Below are 20,413 nucleotides of genomic sequence, written 5' to 3' on the forward strand. Positions count from 1 at the left end.
GCCCATGAGTGACTCTCACATTGCGCTGGGCATGCCTCGTCTCGACCTCATCGTCCTCGACTGCCCCGACCCCCGGGCGCTGGGCGAGTTCTACGCCAAGATCCTCGGCTGGGGGATCGAGTCGGCGGAGGACGACTGGGTGACGCTCGAGCCGCCGGGGGGCGGCATCAGCGCCGAGCACCCCCGCGGGCACGTCAGCCTGGCCTTCCAGAAGGTGGAGAGCTACCAGGCCCCGACCTGGCCGGAGGGCCCGCGGCCGCAGCAGTTCCACCTCGACTTCGACGTCGCCGACATCGAGGCGGCCGAGCCGCGGGTGCTGGCCGCCGGCGCCACGGTGGCCGAGCACCAGCCGTCGGAGAGTGGCAGCTTCAAGGTCTACCTCGACCCCGCCGGGCACCCCTTCTGCCTGTGCAGGAGCTGAACGACTCCGCAGATCCGCCGAATTAATCGGTTGGGGTTGTCAGACCCCCCGCCTAGGCTCGAAGGCATGTCAAACGGCATGGCCATCGAGGCCGACAACCTGGTCAAGCACTTCGGCGAGACCGTCGCCGTCGAAGGCGTCAGCTTCTCCGTCCCGAGGGGGTCGGTCCTCGGCCTCCTCGGGCCCAACGGGGCGGGCAAGACGACCACCGTGCGGATGATGACGACCCTGACGACGCCGACGAGCGGCACGGCCCGGGTCAACGGCCACGACGTGCTGCGCGAGCCCGACGCGGTACGCCGCAGCATGGGGCTCACCGGCCAGGCGGCGACCGTCGACGAGCTGCTCACCGGCAGGGAGAACATCCGCCTCATCGGGGCGCTCTACGGCCTGAGCTCGTCCTACGTCCGCACCGCCGCCGACGACCTGCTCGAGCGCTTCTCGCTGACCGACGCCGGCGACCGCATCGTCAAGACGTACTCCGGCGGCATGCGCCGCAGGCTCGACCTCGCGGTCAGCCTCGTCGCGACCCCGCCGGTGCTCTTCCTCGACGAGCCGACAACCGGGCTCGACCCCCGCAGCAGGGTCGAGCTGTGGGAGGTGCTGCGGGGGCTCGTCCGCGACGGCACCACGCTGCTGCTGACGACCCAGTACCTCGAGGAGGCCGACCACCTCGCCGACCGCATCATCGTCATCGACCACGGCAAGGTCATCGCCGAGGGCACGGCACTCGAGCTGAAGGACCAGAGCGGGCAGGCCGCCATCGTCCTGACCGTCTCCAGGGCCGCCGACCTGCCCCTCGCCGAGCAGATGCTCCGCCAGCACGTGCCCACGGTGCACGTCGACGAGGCGGCGCGTCAGCTCACCGCCCCGGCCGACGGCCTGCGCGACATGACCCGCATCGCGGCGGTCTTCGAGCACAGCGAGATCGAGCTCGACGACCTCGGGCTGAAGCGTCCGAGCCTCGACGACGTGTTCCTGCACCTGACCGGCCACCGCGCCGAGGACGCTCCCGAGCAGACCCTGGAGGAGAAGGCGTCATGACGACCGAGACGACCACCGCCGCCGAGACCCGGGAGACCGACCGGCCCGAGCTGCGCCAGACCGGGCTGCTGCACCAGTCGTGGACCATCGTGCGCCGCAACCTGCGCCACATCAGGCGCCAGCCGGAGGCGCTGACCGACGTCACGATCCAGCCGATCATGTTCGTCGTGCTCTTCGCCTTCGTCTTCGGCGGCTCGATCCAGACCGAGGGCAGCGAGTACCGCGAGTGGCTGCTGCCGGGAATCATGGCGCAGACGATGGCCTTCGCCTCCTTCGTCGTCGCCATCGGCCTGAACACCGACATCGACAAGGGCATCGTCGACCGGTTCCGGTCGCTACCCATCGCCCGGTCCTCGGTGCTCATCGGCCGCAGCATCTCCAGCCTCATCCACTCGAGCATCGGCATCGTCGTCATGTCCTTGACGGGTCTGGCGATCGGCTGGCGCATCCACAACGGGGTGGCCGAGGGCCTGCTCGCCTACGGCCTGCTGTTGCTCTTCGGGTTCGCGATGATCTGGATCGGCATCCTCGTCGGCTCCGCCATGCGCTCCATCGAGGCGGTCAACGGCCTGATGTTCACGACGATCTTCCCGATCACCTTCTTGGCCAACACCTTCGCGCCCTCCGAGAACATGACGCCCTGGCTGCGCACCATCGCCGAGTGGAACCCCATCTCCTCGCTGGTCCAGGCCATGCGAGAGCTGTGGGGCAACACCCCGCCGGCGCCCCCGGACGCCGCGCTGCCGCTGCGCCACCCCGAGCTGTTCGCGGCCGGCTGGTCGATCCTCATCGCCGTTCTGGTGGCGCCGCTCGCGGTGCGGGCCTTCAACCGGCGCACCAACGACTAGCAGGTGCGCCGGTGCCATGGGCGGCAGATACCCTGCCGCCCATGGCATCTCCGTTGTCCGTCACCCTGGATGACGTCCGCGCTGCGCAGGACCTGCTCAGCGGCGTCGTCCGCCCCACCCCGCTGGAGTACAGCCGCGCCCTCGCCGACCGGGTCGGGGCCGAGGTGTTCCTGAAGTGCGAGAACCTCCAGCGGGCCGGCTCCTTCAAGATCCGCGGCGCGTACACCCGCATGTCCCGGCTCTCGGACGAGGAGAAGGCCAGGGGAGTGGTGGCGGCCAGCGCCGGCAACCACGCCCAGGGCGTGGCCCTCGCGGCGCAGATGCTCGGCATCAGGGCCAAGGTCTACATGCCGCACGGGGCCCCGATGCCCAAGCTCGTCGCGACCCGCGCCTACGGGGCCGAGATCGAGCAGGTGGGCACGACCATCGACGAGTGCCTGGTCAAGGCCCGCGAGTGGGAGGCGGAGACCGGGGCGGTGCTGATCCACCCGTTCGACCACCCCGACATCGTGGCCGGGCAGGGCACCTGCGGGCTAGAGATCCTCCAGGAGTGCCCCGACGTGCGGACCATCGTGGTGAGCGCCGGTGGCGGCGGGCTCCTCGCGGGCATCTCCACGGCGGTCAAGGCGCTCAAGCCCGACGTGCGGATCATCGGCGTGCAGGCCGAGCAGGCCGCCGCCTACCCGCTGTCGCTCGCCGCCGGGAAGCCGGTCGCGTTCGAGAACATGCAGACCATGGCCGACGGCATCGCCGTGGGTATGCCGGGCGACGTGCCCTACGCGCTGGTCCGCGAGCTCGTCGACGGCATGGAGACGGTGAGCGAGGAGGCGCTCTCGCGAGCCCTGCTCTTCCTGCTCGAGCGCGCCAAGCTCGTCGTCGAGCCGGCCGGAGCGGCTGCCGTGGCGCACCTGCTCGGCACGGCCGGCCGCCACGTCGACGGCCCGGTCGTCGCGGTGCTCTCGGGCGGCAACATCGACCCCCTGCTGCTCCTGCGCATCATCCGGCACGGCATGGCCTCGGCCGGGCGCTACCTGCAGTTCCGGGTGCGGGTGCCGGACAAGCCGGGCTCCCTCGCCGGGCTGCTGGCCGACCTCGCCGCTGCCGACGCCAACGTCCTCGAGGTCGAGCACGTGCGCACAGGCACCACGATCCGGGTCGACGAGGTGGAGATCGGCCTCCAGCTCGAGACCCGCGGCCACGAGCACTGCGAGCAGGTCCTGCGGGCGCTGCGGACCAAGGGCTACGAGCTGAAGTTCGGCTGATGGCGGAGGGGGCAGACAGGCTGGTCACGCGGCTCGTCAGCCTGGCCGACGCGCCGGTGCTGGCCGAGCTCGCGCGCACCAACCGTGAGTTCATGGCGCCCTACGAGCCGTTCCGGAGCGAGGAGTACTACACGGTCGACGGCCAGCGTGCCCTCGTGCGCGGGCTGCTGACGCTGCACGCGCAGGACCGTTCGCTGCCGCACGTCATCCTCGACGAGAACGGCACGGTGGTCGGGCGGATCACCCTCAACGAGATCGTCCGGGGCCCGCTCCAGTCGTGCAGCCTGGGCTACTGGTTGGCGCAGGAGGCGGGTGGGCGCGGGCTGGCGACCGCCGCCGTGCGGCACATCGTCGAGGTGGCCTTCGGCCACCTGGGCCTGCACCGCATCCAGGCGGGCACCCTCGTCGACAACCACCGCTCGCAGCGGGTGCTGGTGAAGTGCGGCTTCGCGCAGTTCGGACTCGCGCGGCGGTACCTGAAGATCGCGGGCGACTGGCGCGACCACGTCCTCTTCGAGCTGCTCAACCCGGTGGAGGACTGAGCAGCAGCCCGCAGGTACGACGACGGGCCGCCCCCCAAGGGGAGCGGCCCGTCGCCAGGATGTGGTGTGTGGTGCTCAGCCGGCGTACGGCTTGGCGTCCTTGATGGTGACCTCGATGGTCTTGCCGTTGGGGGCCTCGTAGGAGACCGTGTCGCCGACCTTCTTGCCGTTGATGGCGACGCCCATGGCGGACTTCTCGCTGTAGACCTCGAGGTCGGCGTCGGCGATCTCGCGCGAGCCCATGAGGAAGGTCATGTCGTCGCCGAACATGTCGACGGTGACCACCATGCCGGGCTCGACGACGCCGTCGTCGGCGGGGGCCTCGCCCACCTTGGCGCTCTCGAGGAGCTGGGTGAGCTGGCGGATGCGGGCCTCCATCTTGCCCTGCTCCTCCTTGGCGGCGTGGTAGCCGCCGTTCTCCTTCAGGTCGCCTTCCTCGCGGGCCGCCTCGATCTTCTTCGCGATCTCGGTACGGCCCTCACCGGAGAGCTGGTCGAGCTCAGCCTTGAGGCGGTCGAAGGCCTCCTGGGTGAGGTAGCTCTGTGCGGGGGTCGCGATGTCGCTCACGTGAAAAACTCCTTGATCGATCCTCGGCCGGCAGCAGACGCGACCGGGGGGCGTTACGCAAGACGGCCCGGACCTCGAGCCTCTTCGGGCCCTCGGTCCAGACCGCTTCGTGAAAGTACAAGGGTAACAACGTCCGCCCGACGTGGTCCATTCCATGGGTGGGAACGAGACCGACCGCGGAGCCGGCCGGGCCCGATCGGCCTACCCGGCGCTGCAGCTGCGGACCGCCCCCGTCACCGCCCTGGTCGTGGTGCGGATCGTGACCCGGCGCTCCACGGTGCGCTCGGAGGAGGCCGGGATGGCCACCTCGACCGCGCCGACCACCCCGAAGCCCTGGTCTAGGGCCCGCACGAGGCAGGTCACGGCCTTCCCGTCGGGGCGGTGGACGGCGAAGTCCACCACGACCGTGCGGTCGTCGACGACGCGGTAGCCGGTGTCGGTCCAGGTCACCTTGCCGACGGTGTTGACCAGGGCCAGCCAGGTGGCCAGGGCCACGCCCAGGGCGCACCCGAGCACGCCGATGGCCCACCACTTGCCGGTGCCCGGGGCAGGACGGGGGAGGGGCATGCGGTGGGGGCCTTTCCGGTGGTCGGGGTCTTCGGCGGCCGGCGCCGCGCCGGTGGCCGCGGGAGGCGGGCCCCGACGCAGGTGAGAGGATGACCGGTGGCCCCATTGTCGACGATGGACCGAGAGAGGTTTGCAGGTGGCTGACCGGTTGCGTCTGATGGCGGTGCACGCGCACCCCGACGACGAGTCCAGCAAGGGTGCGGCGACGATGGCGAGGTACGTCGACGAGGGCCATGAGGTGCTCGTGGTGTCGTGCACCGGGGGCGAGCGGGGCGACATCCTCAACCCCAAGCTGGCGAACGACATCCACATCCAGCGCGACCTGCCGCGGGTGCGCCGCGAGGAGATGGCGCGGGCCCAGGAGATCCTCGGCGTCCAGCACACCTGGCTCGGGTTCGTCGACAGCGGGCTCCCGGAGGGCGACCCGCTGCCGCCCCTGCCGGCCGGCTGCTTCGCCCTCGAGCCCATCGAGGTCACCACGGAGGCCCTCGTCCGCGAGGTCCGTCGCTTCCGCCCGCACGTCATGACGACCTACGACGAGAACGGCGGCTACCCGCACCCCGACCACATCATGTGCCACACCGTCTCGATGGCGGCCTTCTCGGCGGCCGGCGACGCCACGGCATACCCGCACGCCGGCGAGGCCTGGCAGCCGCTGAAGATCTACTACAACCAGACCTTCAGCCGTGAGCGCATCGTCGCCTTCCACGAGGCGCTGCTGGCCCTCGAGGAGGAGAGCCCCTACGAGGAGTGGCTCGAGAACTGGCAGGACCGCAAGCCGCGCACGGTGACGACGAAGATCGAGTGCGCCGACTGGTTCGACCGGCGTGACCGGGCGCTGCTCGCCCACGCCACCCAGATCGACCCCGACGGCAGCTTCTTCCGGGTGCCGCGGGAGGTGCAGCAGCGCGTCTGGCCCACCGAGGAGTACGAGGCCGCGCTGTCGTACGTGCCCGTCGAGCCGATCGAGGACGACCTGTTCGCGGGCCTTCGGGGGCTCGACGCCGACGCCCTGGCGGTCGCGGGTGGGCTCCAGATCGCGTACGACGGACGGAAGGACCCCGCATGAACACCCCGAGCACCGTCGTCTCGCCGGGCATCGGCGCCTTCTTCGCGTTCTTCGCGCTCGCGGTCGCGCTGTGGCTGCTCATGCGGAACATGAACGCCCGCATGCGGCGGATGTCCTACCGCGCCGAGGAGGCCCAGCGGCAGGCGCAGGCCGAGGGCGAGCGCCGGCCGACCCGGGAGGCCGACGGGGTCGAGGGTGCCGACGGGGCCGACGGGGCCGACGCGGAGGGCCCGGGCGGGACCGGCGGTGCAGGCACGGCCGACGGCGTCACCCCGCAGGCTGATGACGAGGGCCCGACCGAGGGACAGACTGGCCGGACACGCCCCTAGCCAGGAGGTCGCCATGAGCGGTCGCGTCGTCCACTTCGAGCTCCCCTTCGACGACGGGGCCCGGGCCCGGTCGTTCTATGCCGACCTGTTCGGCTGGCAGCTGCAGGACGTGCCGGGGATGGACTACTCGCTGGTGATGACCGGGCCGGTGGACGAGCGCGGGTCGACCGAGCCGGGGTACATCAACGGCGGCATGACCCAGCGCGGCGGGCCGGTGGAGCGGCCCGTGGTGACCATCGACGTCGACGACATCGACGCCACGCTGGCGGCCGTGGCCGAGCGCGGTGGCTCGACCCTGGTGGAGCGTCAGCCGGTCGGCGACATGGGCTGGACGGCCTACTTCCGTGACCCCGAGGGCAACGTCATGGGTCTGTGGCAGACCGCTGCCCGGCAGGACGAGGCGCCGCAGGGTGCCCGGTCGGGCGCCGACTACGAGGTGTAGGTCAGGCCCCGGCGCTGTAGACGCTCATCGACGCCGCGACGTAGTGGGCGATGAAGGCGGCCACGGTGAGGCTGTGGAAGATCTCGTGGAACCCGAACCAGCGCGGTGACGGGTTCGGCCGCTTGATGCCGTAGACCAGCGCCCCGACGGTGTAGAGCAGCCCGCCGGTGGCGATGAGGGCCACGATGGTGGGTCCGCCGTGCTGCAGGAGCGGGCCGAGGTAGAACACGGCCACCCACCCGAGGGCGACGTAGATCGGCGTGTAGAGCCAGCGCGGCGCGTGCACCCACAGCACGCGGAACAACACGCCCGCGATGGCGCCCGTCCACACGATCGTGAGCATGGTGCGGGCCTGGTCGCCCGGCAGCAGCAGCGCGAACGGGGTGTAGCTGCCGGCGATGATGAGGAAGATGTTGGAGTGGTCCAGCCGCTTGAGGACCCCGGCCACCCTGGGGGACCAGTTGCCGCGGTGGTAGACCGCGGAGGTGCCGAAGAGGAGCCAGGCCGTCACCGAGAACACCGCGGCGGCGATGCGGGCCGGCGTGTTCGGGGCGAGGGCGATGAGCACGATGCCGGCGGCCACGGTCAGGGGGACCATCGCGGCGTGGAGCCAGCCGCGCAGCTTGGGCTTGACGGCGTCGACGACGGTCTCGAGGGGACCGCGCTCGTGGCGGTCGGATGTCGTGGCCATGCGCCGAGGATAACTTACGTGGGCGTAACCTACGCATCCGTAGGTTGACGCCAGGTCGCGCAGCGCCGGAGACGGCCGCCGGGCCTGCGGCGGGGTACCGTGTGCGGCAGCGGCCCGGTGAACGGGCCGGTGCACACACTGTCCGTCCTCCCAGGAGGCCCCGTGGGTCTGCGTGACCTGCTGTATGCCGCGTACGAGCGGCGGCTGCGCCGCAGCCTCGCGCACGCGCCACTGCCCCGGCACGTGGGCGTCATGCTGGACGGCAACCGCCGCTGGGCCCGCGAGCGGGGAGCGGCCACCAAGGAAGGACACCAGGCCGGCGCCGACAACATCGCGAACTTCCTCGGCTGGTGCGAGGAGGCAGGCGTCGAGGTCGTGACGTTGTGGCTGCTGTCGACGGACAACCTCAACCGGCCGCCGGCCGAGCTCGCGCCCCTGCTCACCATCATCGAGACCGCGGTGGCCGACCTCGCCGAGACCCGGCGCTGGCGGATCAACCCGGTCGGCGCGCCCGACCTGCTCCCGGCCGAGACCGCCCGGCGCCTGAAGGAGAGCGCGGACGCCACCGAGGACGTCCGGGGCATGGTCGTCAACGTGGCCGTCGGCTACGGCGGCCGGCAGGAGATCACCGACGCGGTGCGCTCGATGCTCATGTCGCACGCGGCCAACGGCACGAGCATCGAGGAGCTCGCCGAGAGCCTCGAGGTCGAGCACATCGCCGAGCACCTCTACACCAAGGGCCAGCCCGACCCCGACCTGGTCATCCGCACGTCCGGCGAGCAGCGGCTCTCGGGCTTCCTGCTCTGGCAGAGCGCGCACAGCGAGTTCTACTTCTGCGAGGCCTACTGGCCCGACTTCCGGCACGTCGACTTCCTGCGGGCGCTGCGGGCCTACTCCGAGCGCCACCGCCGCTTCGGCAGTTGACCCCCGTGTCCTGACCCCCATGTCCTGACCCCGTGTCCGCCGGGTGAACTGTCGGCGACACGCCCTGCAGTTACCGACCTGCGGCCCCGGCCAGCCCTACCGTCAGCTGTGACGCGGAGCACCCGCACCGCGTTCGGGAGGGCCATCACATGGAGCGTAAGCAGCTCCGGGCGGAGGGCCGGACCCGGCACCACCGCACTGCGATGGCCCGGTCCCGGCACCTCGTTCGCGAGTAGGCGCACCGCGCCGGGGAGCGCGCTGTGCCGGATGGAGTGAGATGGCCTCGACATCGAGTGGCAAGACCACCAGCGTGCGCACCACCACGAGCGCCGCAGCCCGACCCCGCAGAGGGGCGCCCCCGGCATACCGGACCTTCGTCCTCGACACCTCGGTGCTGCTGTCCGACCCGAGGGCCATGCTGCGGTTCGCCGAGCACGAGGTCGTCCTGCCGGTCGTGGTCGTGACCGAGCTGGAGGCCAAGCGGCACCACCCGGAGCTCGGCTACTTCGCCCGCACCGCCCTGCGGATGCTGGACGACCTGCGCATCAAGGAGGGCCGGCTCGACGCACCGGTCGCCGTCGGGGAGGACGGCGGCACGCTGCGGGTCGAGCTGAACCACACCGACCCGAGCTCGCTGCCGGCCGGCTTCCGGCTCGGCGACAACGACACCCGGATCCTCTCGGTGGCCAAGAACCTCGCCAACGAGGGCCACGACGTCACCGTGGTGAGCAAGGACCTGCCCATGCGGGTCAAGGCCTCCGCGGTGGGCCTGGCGGCCGAGGAGTACCGCGCCGAGCTCGCCGTCGACAGCGGCTGGACCGGCATGGCCGAGCTCGACGTCACCACCGAGGAGATGGACGCCCTCTACGAGCACGGCCGCGTCGAGCACGCCGGCGCCGCCGAGCTGCCCTGCCACACCGGCCTGGTCCTGCTCTCGCCGCGGGGAAGCGGTCTGGGGCGGGTCGGGGCCGACAAGCAGGTCCGGCTGGTGCGTGGCGACCGTGACGCCTTCGGGCTGCACGGCCGCAGCGCCGAGCAGCGCATCGCCCTCGACCTGCTGCTCGACCCCGACGTGGGCATCGTCAGCCTCGGTGGCCGGGCGGGCACCGGCAAGAGCGCCCTGGCCCTGTGTGCCGGCCTCGAGGCCGTCATGGAGCGCCGCCAGCAGCGCCGGGTCGTCGTCTTCCGTCCCCTGTATGCCGTGGGCGGCCAGGAGCTCGGGTACCTGCCGGGCAGCGAGGCCGAGAAGATGGGTCCCTGGGCCCAGGCGGTGTTCGACACGCTGGGGGCGCTCGTCTCGCGCGAGGTCGTCGAGGAGGTCATGGACCGCGGCATGCTCGAGGTGCTGCCCCTGACCCACATCCGTGGACGGTCGCTGCACGACGCCTTCGTCATCGTCGACGAGGCGCAGTCCCTCGAGCGCAACGTGCTGCTCACGGTGCTCTCGCGCATCGGCCAGAACTCGAAGGTCGTGCTCACCCACGACGTCGCCCAGCGCGACAACCTCAGGGTCGGCCGGCACGACGGCGTCGCGGCGGTCATCGAGGCGCTCAAGGGCCACCCGCTGTTCGCGCACGTCACGCTCACCCGCAGCGAGCGCAGCCCGATCGCGGCCCTGGTGACCGACCTCCTCGAGGGCCTCGAGGTCTAGCGGTGGTGACTAGTCCGGACTAGTCACCGGTGAGCACGGCCGGGTGTGACCGCGCCCACCCGGCCGTGCTCATCTGCTGCTGTGCCCCTTTTCGCCCGCTTTGAATGCGCTAACATCTCAGTTTCGTAACGCGCCGCCCTGGTCACTTCGGGCCATACGGGCGGTGTTCGCACGGCAACTGCACGGCAACTGAGGCCACCTGCCCAAGGTGGCCTCTGCGTTGGAGGAACTGGATGAGCAAGCCCTACGAGGGTCGGCACCGCGGTGCCCAGACCCACGCACGACCCGCTGGTGGATCGAACCGCCCCCGCAGCGTCGTCGTCGCCAGGGCCGTCGGGCGACCCGCCCTGACCGCCGGTTTCGTGCTGGCCGTGGTGGCGACCACCGCCGCCGGCTACCAGGCCAAGGGCGACGGCACCGGGCAGGCGGGGTTCACCGTCTCCGCCGAGGCCGTCGAGCAGGCCAACGAGCTGGCCGACACCCAGATCGAGAACGACGCCCGCCTCGCCAGCGCCCGCAGCGACGCGAACCTCAGCCTCGCGGCGGCGCAGGAGAAGAGCCGGCGCGACCAGGTGGCGGCCGAGGCGGCCGCCGCGAAGGCTCGCAAGGAGGCCGCCGAGCGCGCCGCCCGCGCCAAGGAGCGCGCCGCCCTCGAGAAGAAGCGCCAGGCGGTGCTGGACCGGGCCAAGGCCGACCCCCGCGCCGTCGCCCGCCTGCTCATGGCCGACTACGGCTGGGGCGAGGGCGAGTTCTCCTGCCTGGACAACCTCTGGGTCGGCGAGAGCAACTGGGACTACAAGGCGACCAACCCCTCGTCGGGCGCCTACGGCATCCCGCAGTCGCTGCCCGCCTCGAAGATGGCCAGCGCCGGTCCCGACTGGCGCGACAACCCCGCCACCCAGATCAAGTGGGGGCTGGAGTACATCAAGAGCTCCTACGGCAGCCCCTGCAACGCCTGGTCGTCCTGGCAGAGCCGGTCGCCGCACTGGTACTGAGCCAGAGGCTCAGCCCTCCGGCCGGGTCATCCCCAGCACGTCGAGGGCCTCGTCGAGCTGTTGCTCGGTGAGCTCCCCTGAGGCGAGGTGCCCCCGCTCGATGACGACGTCGCGGACCGAGCGGCGCTCCTTGACCGACTGCTTGGCCACCGCGGCGGCGGCCTCGTAGCCGATGTAGCGGTTCAGCGGGGTGACGATCGAGGGCGATCCCTCCGCCAGCTCGCGGCAGCGTTCCACGTCGGCCTCGATCCCGTCGATGCACCGGTCCGCGAGCAGGCGGCTCGTCGCGCTGAGCAGCCGCGTCGACTCGAGCACGTTCTTGGCCATCACCGGCAGCATGACGTTGAGCTCGAAGTTGCCGGCCGCGCCCGCCGTCGTGATGGTCACGTCGTTGCCGATGACCTGGGCGCAGGCCATGAGGGTCGCCTCGCACACGACCGGGTTGACCTTGCCGGGCATGATGCTCGACCCCGGCTGGAGGTCGGGCAGGCGGATCTCGCCCAGCCCGGCCCGCGGACCCGAGGACATCCAGCGCAGGTCGTTGCAGATCTTGGTGAGGCTGACGGCCACCACCTTCAGCGCCCCGCTCAGCTCCACCACGGCGTCCTGGGCGGACTGCGCCTCGAAGTGGTTCTCCGCCTCGCGGAACTCCACCCCGGTGCGCTCGCTGACCCGGGCGATGACCCGCGCGGCGAAGCCGGGGGCCGCGTTGATGCCGGTGCCTGCCGCCGTGCCGCCCAGCGGCAGCTCCGCGGTGGCCTGCGCCGCCACCATGACCCGCTGCAGGCCGAGCTCGACCTGCCGCCGGTAGCCGCCGAACTCCTGGCCGAGCGTGACCGGCACGGCGTCCATGAGGTGGGTGCGGCCCGACTTCACCACGTCGGCGAACTCGCGCTCCTTGGCCGCCAGCGACTCGGCCAGGCGGCCGAGGGCAGGAGCGAGCTGCTGGCGCACCGCCAGGGTGGCGGCGATGCGCAGGGCGCTGGGGAAGGTGTCGTTGCTCGACTGGCCGTAGTTGACGTGGTCGTTGGGGTGCACCGCCAGCCCGGTCGCGAGGTGGGCGAGCCGGCCGATGACCTCGTTGGCGTTCATGTTGGTCGAGGTGCCCGAGCCGGTCTGGAACACGTCGACCGGGAACTGCTCGTCGTGCCGGCCCTCAGCCACCTCGCGCGCCGCGGCCGCGATGGCGTCGGCGCGCTCGCGGTCGAGCACCCCCAGCTCGGCGTTCACCTCGGCCGCCGCACCCTTGAGCAGGGCCAGCGCGTGCACGACGCCCGAGGGCACCGGCTGGAAGGAGATCGGGAAGTTGTCGACCGCCCGCGCCGTCTGAGCCCCCCAGAGCGCGTCGGCGGGCACCTGCACCTCGCCCATGGAGTCGTGCTCGGTGCGCGTGGCGGGGGCGGTGGTGCTCGTCTGCTCCGGCTGGCTCATGCCCCCATGATGCTCGGGGCCTACAGCTTGCGCAGCCGCACGCGGCGCACGCTGTGGTCCTCGCCCTTGCCCAGCACCAGCGAGGCCCGCCCACGGGTGGGGAGGACGTTCTCGCGCAGGTTCGGCTCGTTGATCCGCTCCCAGATGCCCGTCGCGGTGGCCCGCGCCTCGTCGTCGGACAACGCGGCATACCGGTGGAAGTAGGAGTGCGGGTCCGCGAAGGCGGTCTCCCGCAGCCGCAGGAAGCGCTCGACGTACCAGCCCCGGATGTCCGAGGTGCGCGCGTCGACGTAGACCGAGAAGTCGAAGAAGTCGCTGACGGCGAGCCCGACCCGGCCGTCGGGCTGCACCCGCGGGGCCTGGAGCACGTTGAGGCCCTCGACGATGAGCACGTCGGGCTGGCGGATCACGGTGCGCTCGCCGGGGACGATGTCGTAGGTGAGGTGCGAGTACACGGGGGCGGAGACCTCGGCCCGGCCCGCCTTGACCTCGGCCACGAAACGCAGCAGCGCCCGGCGGTTGTAGGACTCCGGGAACCCCTTGCGCTGCAGGATTCCGCGGCGCTCGAGCTCGCTGTTGGGGTAGAGGAACCCGTCGGTGGTGATCAGCTCCACGCGCGGGGTGCCCGACCAGCGGCGGAGCAGCTCGCGCAGGATGCGGGCGGTCGTGGACTTGCCGACGGCGACCGAACCGGCCACGCCGATGATGAACGGGGTCTTGGCGGGGCTCTCGCCGAGGAAGTCGCTGGTGATGCGGTGCAGGCCCGCGGTGGCCCCGACGTAGAAGTTGAGCAGCCGCGACAGCGGGAGGTAGACCTCCTCGACCTCGCTGAGGTCGAGCCGGTCGCCGAGGCCCTGGAGGCGGGCCACGTCGTCGGCGGACAGGCTCAGGGGGTGGTTCTGGCGCAGCCTGGCCCACGCCGCACGGTCGAGCTCGACGTAGGGCGAGGGGATGGTCGCGGTGCCGGCGGGGTGCGTCACGCGCGCCATTCTTGCCCACCGCCCGTCGGGGCGCAGACGAGGTCGACCGTGCCGTTAGGCTTGCGGCCATGTGTGGAATCGTTGGCTACGTCGGCCCGAGCGTCGACGGCAAGGCCCTGGACGTCGTCATGGAGGGCCTGGCCCGCCTCGAGTACCGCGGGTACGACTCGGCGGGTGTCGCGCTCGTCACCACGGACGGCGTGGCCTCCGAGAAGCGCGCCGGCAAGCTCGCGAACCTCCGGGAGGCACTCGAGGCCGACCAGCTGCCGCCGGCGACCACCGGTATCGGCCACACGCGCTGGGCGACCCACGGCGGCCCCACCGACGCCAACGCCCACCCGCACCGCGGCGGCGACGACGACCGGCTGGCGCTGATCCACAACGGCATCATCGAGAACTTCCACGCGCTCAAGAAGGACCTCGTCGCCCAGGGCGTGGCCTTCCGCTCGGAGACCGACACCGAGGTCGTGGCCCACCTCGTGGCCGGCGCCTACCGGGAGTGCGGCGACCTGACCGAGGCGATGCGGGTCGTGGTGAACCGCCTCGAGGGTGCCTTCACCCTGCTCGCCGTGCACGAGGACGCCCCCGGCGTCGTCGTCGGCGCCCGCCGCAACAGCCCGCTGGTCGTGGGCCTCGGCGAGGGCGAGAACTTCCTCGGCTCCGACGTCGCCGCCTTCATCGGGCACACCCGCAACGCGCTCGAGCTCGGCCAGGACCAGATCGTCACGATCACCCCGGAGAGCGCCACCGTCATCAACTTCGACGGCAGCCCCGCCGAGGGCAAGCACTACGAGGTCACCTGGGACGCGGCCGCCGCCGAGAAGGGCGGCTACGCCACCTTCATGGAGAAGGAGATCAACGAGCAGCCCCACGCCGTGGGAGACACCCTGCTCGGCCGCACCGACGAGGACGGCCGCCTGGTCCTCGACCAGATGGAGATCTCCGAGGACGACCTGCGCACGATCGACAAGATCGTCATCATCGCGTGTGGCACGGCGGCCTACGCGGGCATGGTGGCCAAGTACGCCATCGAGCACTGGACCCGGATCCCCGTCGAGGTCGAGCTCGCCCACGAGTTCCGCTACCGCGACCCGGTGGTCAACGACCACACCCTCGTCGTGTCCATCTCGCAGTCGGGCGAGACGATGGACACCCTGATGGCCGTGCGCCACGCCCGCGAGCTCGGCGCGCGCACCCTGTCGATCTGCAACACGCACGGCTCGACCATCCCGCGCGAGTCCGACGCGGTGCTCTACACCCACGCCGGCCCGGAGATCGCGGTCGCCTCGACCAAGGCGTTCCTGGCCCAGATCACCGCCAGCTACGTGCTCGGCCTCTACCTCGCCCAGCTGCGCGGCGGCACCTACGCCGACGAGGCGCAGGCCGTCATGAAGGAGCTCCAGGGCATCCCGGCCAAGATCGAGGACCTGCTCGGCCGGATGGGCCGGGTCAAGGAGATCGCCCGGTTCATGGCGGACACCCGCTCGGTGCTCTTCCTGGGCCGCCACGTCGGCTACCCCGTCGCCATGGAGGGCGCGCTCAAGCTCAAGGAGCTCGCCTACATCCACGCCGAGGGCTTCGCCGCCGGCGAGCTCAAGCACGGGCCCATCGCCCTGATCGACGCCGGGCAGCCGGTCTTCATCGTGGTGCCGAGCCCCGACACCCCGCACGGGCTGCACGGCAAGGTGGTCTCCAACATCCAGGAGATCCGCGCCCGGGGCGCCCGCACCCTGGTCATCGCCGAGGACGGCGACGAGGACGTGGTGCCGTTCGCCGACGAGGTCATCCGCATCCCGCAGTCCTCGCCGCTGCTCGCGCCGCTGCTGAGCGTGGTGCCGCTGCAGGTCTTCGCGCTGCACCTGTCGACGGCCAAGGGCCTCGACGTCGACCAGCCGCGCAACCTCGCCAAGAGCGTCACGGTCGAGTAGGCGAGCGGGGAGCGCGGTGATCATCGGGGTGGGGATCGACGTCGTCGACGTCGAGCGCTTCGGGCAGACGCTGGAGCGCACCCCCACCCTGCGGGAGCGCCTGTTCACCGAGGCCGAGCGCGAGCTGGCGCTGAACTCGCTCGCGGCCCGGTTCGCGGCGAAGGAGGCCCTGGCCAAGGCGCTCGGCGCCCCCGTCGGACTGCAGTGGCACGACTGCACCGTCCACCGCGGTGACGACGGCCGGCCGCACCTGCAGGTGTCGGGCACCGTGGCCGCGCGCGCCGAGGCCCTGGGCGTGCACGCCCTGCACGTCTCGCTGTCGCACGACGCCGGGATCGCCTCGGCCGTCGTCGTGGCCGAGGGCTGAGGAGGAGCACGCCGTGATCGAGGCCTGGGGTGCCGACGAGGTGAGGGCCGCCGAGGCGGCCCTGATGGAGACGCTGCCGGAGGGCGAGCTCATGGCCCGTGTTTCCGCCGGGCTGGCCGAGGTCGCCGCCGCCCGCCTCGAGGAGCGCGGCGGCAGCCGCGTGGTCGCCCTCGTGGGCCCCGGCAACAACGGCGGCGACGCGCTGTATGCCGCGGCGCACCTCGCCGACCGCGGGTTCGCCGTCGCCGCGCTGCGGGCCGCGTGGCCCGTCCACGAGGGCGCCCTGGCGGCCGCGGAGGCGGCCGGTGTGCTGGTGCTCGGCCCGGGCGACGACTGGCAGGCGCTGCTGGCCGAGGCCGACCTGGTGCTCGACGGGGTCCTCGGGATCGGGGGCCGCCCGGGGCTTCCCGAGGAGGCCCAGCCCTGGGTCGACGCGGTGCCCGACGACGCCTACGTGCTGGCCGTCGACCTGCCCTCGGGCCAGGACCCGGCCGGGCAGCAGGCCGTGCCGGACGCGGTCTACGCCGACGAGACCGTCACCTTCGGGGTGGTCAAGCCCGTGCACCTGCTGCCCGCCACCGAGCCGGCGGTGGGGCGGCTCACCGTGGTGGACATCGGCCTCGAGGTCGACGCCGCGCCGGCCGTGCAGCGCGTCACCAGGGACGACGTGCCGGGTCTGTGGCCGGTGCCGACCGCCACCGATGACAAGTACTCCCGCGGCGTGCTCGGGGTCGTCGCTGGGGGAGAGCAGTACACCGGCGCCGCCGTCCTGTGCTGCACGGCAGCCGTCGCCAGCGGGGTGGGCATGGTCCGCTACGTCGGGCCGCCGACGCCGACGGGGCTGGTGCGTGCGGCCGTGCCCGAGGCCGTGGTGGGCGAGGGGCAGGTGCAGGCCTGGGTGATCGGACCCGGTCTGGACTCCGCGGCCACCGGGGACGGAGCCGAGCGCCAGCTGGAGGTGGCCGGACGCGCCCTCGCCTCCGACCTCCCGGTGCTGCTCGACGCGGGAGGGATCGACCTGCTCTGGGGCAGGCGGCTGGCGCCGACCCTGCTGACGCCCCACGCGGGCGAGCTGGCGCGGCTGCTGACGCGGCTGGGCGAGCGCGAGGTGACCCGCGAGGAGGTGCAGGCGGCTCCGCTCGACCACGCGCGCCAGGCGGCGGACACCACCGGGGCCACCGTGCTGCTCAAGGGCTCCACGACCCTGGTCGTGCCCCCGGCGGACACCGGGCTGCCGGTGCGCTCGCAGAACGACGCCCCTGCCTGGCTGGCCACCGCCGGCGCCGGGGACGTGCTCGCCGGGCTGGCCGGCACGCTGCTCGCGGCCGGCCTGGAGCCGTGGGACGCGGCGAGCCTCGCCGCCCTCGTGCACGGGGTCGCGGCGGACGCCGCCAACCCCGGCGGGCCGGTGCGCGCGGTGGCCGTGGCCCACGGCATACCGGGCACGGTCGCGGCACTGCTCGCGCGCTGAGACGACCCACCTCCGGGCGAAGCACCGTGATGTCGGTCTGACAGACTGGACGCGATGAGCGCCGATGCACTGACCAGCACGTTTGCCCCGGCACCACCGGGCCTCCCTGCCTGCGCGCAGGTCGACCTCGACGCCATCGCGGACAACGTCGCGACACTGAAGCAGCTGGCCGGGCGGGCCGAGGTGATGGCCGTGGTGAAGGCCGACGCCTACGGCCACGGGCTGCTGCCGGCCGCCCGCGCCGCGCTCCGCGGGGGCGCCACGTGGCTCGGGGTCGCCCAGCTGCCCGAGGCGGTCGAGCTCCGACAGGCAGGCATCGACGTGCCCCTGCTCAGCTGGCTGCACGTGCCGGGGCAGGACTTCACCGAGGCGGTGCGGCTCGGCATCGACCTGTCGGTCTCCACGCAGTGGGCGCTGGACGCCATCGCCACCACGGCGCGAGGGGAGGGCGCGACGGCCCGCGTCCACCTCAAGGTCGACACCGGGCTGGGGCGCAACGGCGCCTGGGGCGACGAGCTCGACACGCTGGTGGCCTCCCTCGGCCGGCTCCAGGCCGAGGGGGTGCTCACGCTGGTGGGTGTCTTCTCGCACTTCGCCTACGCGGACGCCCCGCAGCACCCCACGGTGCGGGCGCAGCAGGAGCGCTTCGACGAGGTGCTGGCCGAGCTCGAGCGCGCCGGGCTCAGCCCCCAGGTGCGCCACCTCGCCAACTCCGCCGCGACCCTCACCAACCCGTCCGCGCACTACGACCTCGTGCGGCCCGGCCTGGCGGTCTACGGCCTCTCGCCGGTGCCGGACCTCGGCGCCCCCGAGCACTACGGACTGCGGGAGGCCATGCGCCTGACCGCCCACCTGGCGTCGGTCAAGCCGTGCCCGGCCGGCCAGGGCGTCTCCTACGGCCACACCTACACCACCGCGACCCACACCCAGCTCGGCCTGGTGCCGATGGGGTACGCCGACGGCATACCCAGGAACGCCAGCAGCGTGGGCCCGGCCCTCGTGGGCGGCCGGCGCCTGGCCATCGCCGGGCGGGTCTGCATGGACCAGTTCGTGCTCGACCTCGGCCCCGACTACCCAGGGGCAGCGGGCGACGAGGTGGTGCTGTTCGGCCGGGGCGCCGCGGGCGAGCCGACGGCGCAGGACTGGGCCGTCGCCACGGGCACCATCAACTACGAGATCGTCACGCGGGTGGGGGCCCGGGTGCCCCGCGTCTACCTGGGAGAGGGTTCCGCATGAGCCCTCGCACCGGCAACAGCGCGCTCGGCCTGGGCCTCGGCCTGGCCGCTGCGGGCGCCGCCACCGCCGCGGGCATCGCTGCCGAGCGGGTGACCAAGAGCCGCCGCAAGGCGCTGCTGACCCTGACGCCCGAGGGGCTCTACGAGCACACGCCCGACAAGGAGCTGGTGGTCATCGCCAGCGACGGCGTGCCGCTGCACGTGGAGGTCGACGAGCCCGAGCCGGCGGCGGCCCACCCGGACCACCCGACCATCGTCTTCAGCCACGGCTACACGCTCAGCCTCAAGGCCTGGGTGCTCCAGCGCCGCGCCCTGGTGCAGGCCGGGTACCGCGTCGTGCTGTGGGACCAGCGCAGCCACGGCCAGTCGGAGAAGAGCTCGCGCGAGGCCTGCACGATCGACCAGCTCGGCCAGGACCTGCACAGCGTCGTGAGCGAGGTCGTGCCCGAGGGCCGGCTCGTGCTCGTCGGGCACTCCATGGGCGGCATGACGGTCATGGCGATGGCCGAGCAGTTCCCCGACCTGGTTCGCGAGCGGGTCATCGCCGCCGCCTTCGTGGCGACCAGCGCGGGCGGACGCAACATGGTCTCGCTCGGCTTCGGGCAGTTCCTCGGCCGCGTCCTCGGACGGGTCGGCCCCAGGCTCCTCGACCGCCTCGGCACCCGGCAGGACTGGCTCAACAACGTGCGGCACGTCGGGCGCGACCTCGAGGACTTCGTCGTCGAGAGGTACAGCTTCGCCTCGCCGGTCTCCCCGGCCGCGGTGCGCTACACCGGCGACATGATCTTCAGCACGCCGTTCACCGTGATGTCGGACTTCCTGCCCTCGATCGACATCCACGACAAGCGCGAGGCCCTCGCCCGCTTCCACGGCATCGAGACGCTTGTGGTCAACGGCAGCCAGGACCTGCTGACCCCGCCCGACCACAGCGAGGAGATCGTCCGGCTCATCCCCGGCGCCGAGCACGTCGTCATCAACGAGGCCGGCCACATCATCATGCTCGAGCACCCCGAGGTCATCACGGGGCTGCTGCTCTCGCTGGTCGAGCGCGGCCTCAGGGCCGCCGAGACCGGTCTGCACGTCGAGGACAAGCCGCGGGTGCGCCGCACCCTCACCGACGTGGCCAAGCGCCGCAAGGTCGCGCGTGCCCGGGGACGGGGGCGGCATGAGGCGCACTGAGGTCGTGCTGCGCACGGCCGAGGAGACGCGTGCGTGGGGCGAGCGGCTGGGCCGGGTGCTGCGCGCGGGCGACCTCGTGGTGCTCACCGGCGACCTCGGTGCCGGCAAGACGACGCTGACCCAGGGCATCGCCGAGGGCCTGGGCGTGCGCGGCCCCATCACCTCGCCGACGTTCGTCATCGCCCGCGTCCACCCCTCGCTCGTTGGAGGCCCGGCCCTCGTCCACGTCGACGCCTACCGGCTCGGCGGCCTCGCCGAGCTCGACGACCTCGACCTCGACGCCTCCATCGAGGACTCGGTCACGATCGTCGAGTGGGGCCACGGGCTGGCCGAGGGGCTCGCCGAGGACCGGCTGGAGGTCACCCTGGCCGGCGACGACGAGCGCCGGGCCACCATCACCGCCTCCGGCCCCCGCTGGGCCGACGAGCAGGCCCGTGCCCTGCTCGGCGAGCTGGTCGACGTACCCTGAA

The 20,413-nt window shown here is 72.3% G+C and carries 22 protein-coding genes; 17 read left to right on the forward strand and 5 right to left on the reverse strand.

Translation table 11 applies throughout. The features are described from left to right. The first annotated feature begins 4 nt into the window (after positions 1-4). The 5 genes from P0Y31_RS15620 to P0Y31_RS15640 all read left to right on the forward strand — a co-directional run bounded on the left by P0Y31_RS15620 (position 5) and on the right by P0Y31_RS15640 (position 4,117). Positions 5-421 carry a VOC family protein gene (locus P0Y31_RS15620; RefSeq protein ID WP_275871021.1) on the forward strand — a complete coding sequence of 139 codons (417 nt, stop codon included), beginning with the start codon at positions 5-7 and terminating at the stop codon, positions 419-421. Between the two features lie 66 nt (positions 422-487). Continuing rightward, the gene (locus P0Y31_RS15625; protein WP_275871023.1) at positions 488-1,465 is read left to right on the forward strand and encodes an ATP-binding cassette domain-containing protein; all 978 of its coding nucleotides are present in this window, start codon (positions 488-490) and stop codon (positions 1,463-1,465) included. Then, positions 1,462-2,313, forward strand: a complete 852-nt coding sequence (locus tag P0Y31_RS15630) for an ABC transporter permease (RefSeq protein WP_275871025.1) — start codon at positions 1,462-1,464, stop codon at positions 2,311-2,313. Before P0Y31_RS15625 ends, P0Y31_RS15630 begins: the two co-directional genes overlap by 4 nt. A gap of 41 nt (positions 2,314-2,354) precedes the next feature. Then, complete coding sequence (gene ilvA / locus P0Y31_RS15635; RefSeq protein ID WP_275810581.1) at positions 2,355-3,575, forward strand: threonine ammonia-lyase; 1,221 nt, start codon at positions 2,355-2,357, stop codon at positions 3,573-3,575. Continuing rightward, positions 3,575-4,117 (forward strand): GNAT family N-acetyltransferase, encoded by a 543-nt coding sequence (locus P0Y31_RS15640; protein WP_275871027.1) that lies wholly within the window; start codon positions 3,575-3,577, stop codon positions 4,115-4,117. Before ilvA ends, P0Y31_RS15640 begins: the two co-directional genes overlap by 1 nt. A gap of 75 nt (positions 4,118-4,192) precedes the next feature. Here P0Y31_RS15640 and greA read toward each other — a convergent pair whose 3' ends face one another. Both greA and P0Y31_RS15650 read right to left on the reverse strand, forming a co-directional pair. Next, positions 4,193-4,684: a transcription elongation factor GreA gene (gene greA, locus P0Y31_RS15645; protein WP_275871029.1), complete on the reverse strand. Its 492-nt coding sequence runs from the start codon at positions 4,682-4,684 to the stop codon at positions 4,193-4,195. A gap of 201 nt (positions 4,685-4,885) precedes the next feature. Beyond that, positions 4,886-5,251 (reverse strand): DUF4307 domain-containing protein, encoded by a 366-nt coding sequence (locus P0Y31_RS15650; RefSeq protein WP_275871031.1) that lies wholly within the window; start codon positions 5,249-5,251, stop codon positions 4,886-4,888. Between the two features lie 136 nt (positions 5,252-5,387). Between P0Y31_RS15650 and mca the strand changes: the two genes are divergently transcribed. The 3 genes from mca to P0Y31_RS15665 are packed head-to-tail and all read left to right on the forward strand — an operon-like array spanning position 5,388 to position 7,091. Further along, positions 5,388-6,320 carry a mycothiol conjugate amidase Mca gene (gene mca / locus P0Y31_RS15655; protein ID WP_275871033.1) on the forward strand — a complete coding sequence of 311 codons (933 nt, stop codon included), beginning with the start codon at positions 5,388-5,390 and terminating at the stop codon, positions 6,318-6,320. Beyond that, on the forward strand, positions 6,317-6,649 hold the full coding sequence (locus P0Y31_RS15660; protein WP_275871035.1) for a hypothetical protein: 333 nt from the start codon (positions 6,317-6,319) through the stop codon (positions 6,647-6,649). Before mca ends, P0Y31_RS15660 begins: the two co-directional genes overlap by 4 nt. Before the next feature lie 13 nt (positions 6,650-6,662). Beyond that, positions 6,663-7,091, forward strand: coding sequence for a VOC family protein (locus tag P0Y31_RS15665; RefSeq protein WP_275871037.1), 429 nt, complete (start codon positions 6,663-6,665; stop codon positions 7,089-7,091). A gap of 1 nt (position 7,092) precedes the next feature. On the opposite strand, the gene P0Y31_RS15670 is transcribed toward P0Y31_RS15665, so the two are convergent. Continuing rightward, positions 7,093-7,782, reverse strand: coding sequence for a hemolysin III family protein (locus P0Y31_RS15670; RefSeq protein ID WP_275810559.1), 690 nt, complete (start codon positions 7,780-7,782; stop codon positions 7,093-7,095). Positions 7,783-7,944: 162 nt separating this feature from the next. Here P0Y31_RS15670 and P0Y31_RS15675 point away from each other — a divergent pair, with 162 nt between their 5' ends. From P0Y31_RS15675 to P0Y31_RS15685, 3 genes are all read left to right on the forward strand, one after another. Continuing rightward, the gene (locus P0Y31_RS15675) at positions 7,945-8,706 is read left to right on the forward strand and encodes an isoprenyl transferase (protein WP_275871039.1); all 762 of its coding nucleotides are present in this window, start codon (positions 7,945-7,947) and stop codon (positions 8,704-8,706) included. 277 nt (positions 8,707-8,983) lie between these two features. After that, positions 8,984-10,357, forward strand: a complete 1,374-nt coding sequence (locus P0Y31_RS15680; protein WP_275871041.1) for a PhoH family protein — start codon at positions 8,984-8,986, stop codon at positions 10,355-10,357. A 233-nt stretch (positions 10,358-10,590) separates the two neighbouring features. Then, positions 10,591-11,352 (forward strand): hypothetical protein, encoded by a 762-nt coding sequence (locus P0Y31_RS15685; RefSeq protein WP_275871043.1) that lies wholly within the window; start codon positions 10,591-10,593, stop codon positions 11,350-11,352. A gap of 9 nt (positions 11,353-11,361) precedes the next feature. On the opposite strand, the gene P0Y31_RS15690 is transcribed toward P0Y31_RS15685, so the two are convergent. Further along, positions 11,362-12,783 carry a class II fumarate hydratase gene (locus tag P0Y31_RS15690; RefSeq protein ID WP_275871045.1) on the reverse strand — a complete coding sequence of 474 codons (1,422 nt, stop codon included), beginning with the start codon at positions 12,781-12,783 and terminating at the stop codon, positions 11,362-11,364. 20 nt (positions 12,784-12,803) lie between these two features. Next, positions 12,804-13,763 carry a type I pantothenate kinase gene (gene coaA / locus P0Y31_RS15695; RefSeq protein ID WP_275871047.1) on the reverse strand — a complete coding sequence of 320 codons (960 nt, stop codon included), beginning with the start codon at positions 13,761-13,763 and terminating at the stop codon, positions 12,804-12,806. Positions 13,764-13,831: 68 nt separating this feature from the next. On the opposite strand from coaA, the gene glmS reads away from it, so the two are divergent. The 6 genes from glmS to tsaE are packed head-to-tail and all read left to right on the forward strand — an operon-like array spanning position 13,832 to position 20,412. Further along, a complete protein-coding gene (glmS, locus tag P0Y31_RS15700) occupies positions 13,832-15,691 on the forward strand; it encodes a glutamine--fructose-6-phosphate transaminase (isomerizing) (protein WP_275871049.1) in 1,860 nt (619 codons plus the stop codon). Positions 15,692-15,707: 16 nt separating this feature from the next. Next, positions 15,708-16,058 (forward strand): holo-ACP synthase, encoded by a 351-nt coding sequence (locus P0Y31_RS15705; RefSeq protein WP_275871051.1) that lies wholly within the window; start codon positions 15,708-15,710, stop codon positions 16,056-16,058. 13 nt (positions 16,059-16,071) lie between these two features. After that, on the forward strand, positions 16,072-17,529 hold the full coding sequence (locus P0Y31_RS15710; protein WP_275871053.1) for a bifunctional ADP-dependent NAD(P)H-hydrate dehydratase/NAD(P)H-hydrate epimerase: 1,458 nt from the start codon (positions 16,072-16,074) through the stop codon (positions 17,527-17,529). Between the two features lie 54 nt (positions 17,530-17,583). Further along, entirely contained in the window at positions 17,584-18,765 is a 1,182-nt protein-coding gene (gene alr, locus P0Y31_RS15715) for an alanine racemase (protein WP_275871055.1), read from the forward strand. Further along, positions 18,762-19,943, forward strand: coding sequence for an alpha/beta hydrolase (locus P0Y31_RS15720; RefSeq protein WP_275871057.1), 1,182 nt, complete (start codon positions 18,762-18,764; stop codon positions 19,941-19,943). Before alr ends, P0Y31_RS15720 begins: the two co-directional genes overlap by 4 nt. Continuing rightward, a complete protein-coding gene (tsaE, locus tag P0Y31_RS15725) occupies positions 19,930-20,412 on the forward strand; it encodes a tRNA (adenosine(37)-N6)-threonylcarbamoyltransferase complex ATPase subunit type 1 TsaE (protein WP_275871059.1) in 483 nt (160 codons plus the stop codon). Before P0Y31_RS15720 ends, tsaE begins: the two co-directional genes overlap by 14 nt. The last annotated feature ends 1 nt before the right edge of the window (position 20,413 follow it).

Source organism: Knoellia sp. 3-2P3, from assembly GCF_029223115.1.
Taxonomy (GTDB): domain Bacteria; phylum Actinomycetota; class Actinomycetes; order Actinomycetales; family Dermatophilaceae; genus Pedococcus_A.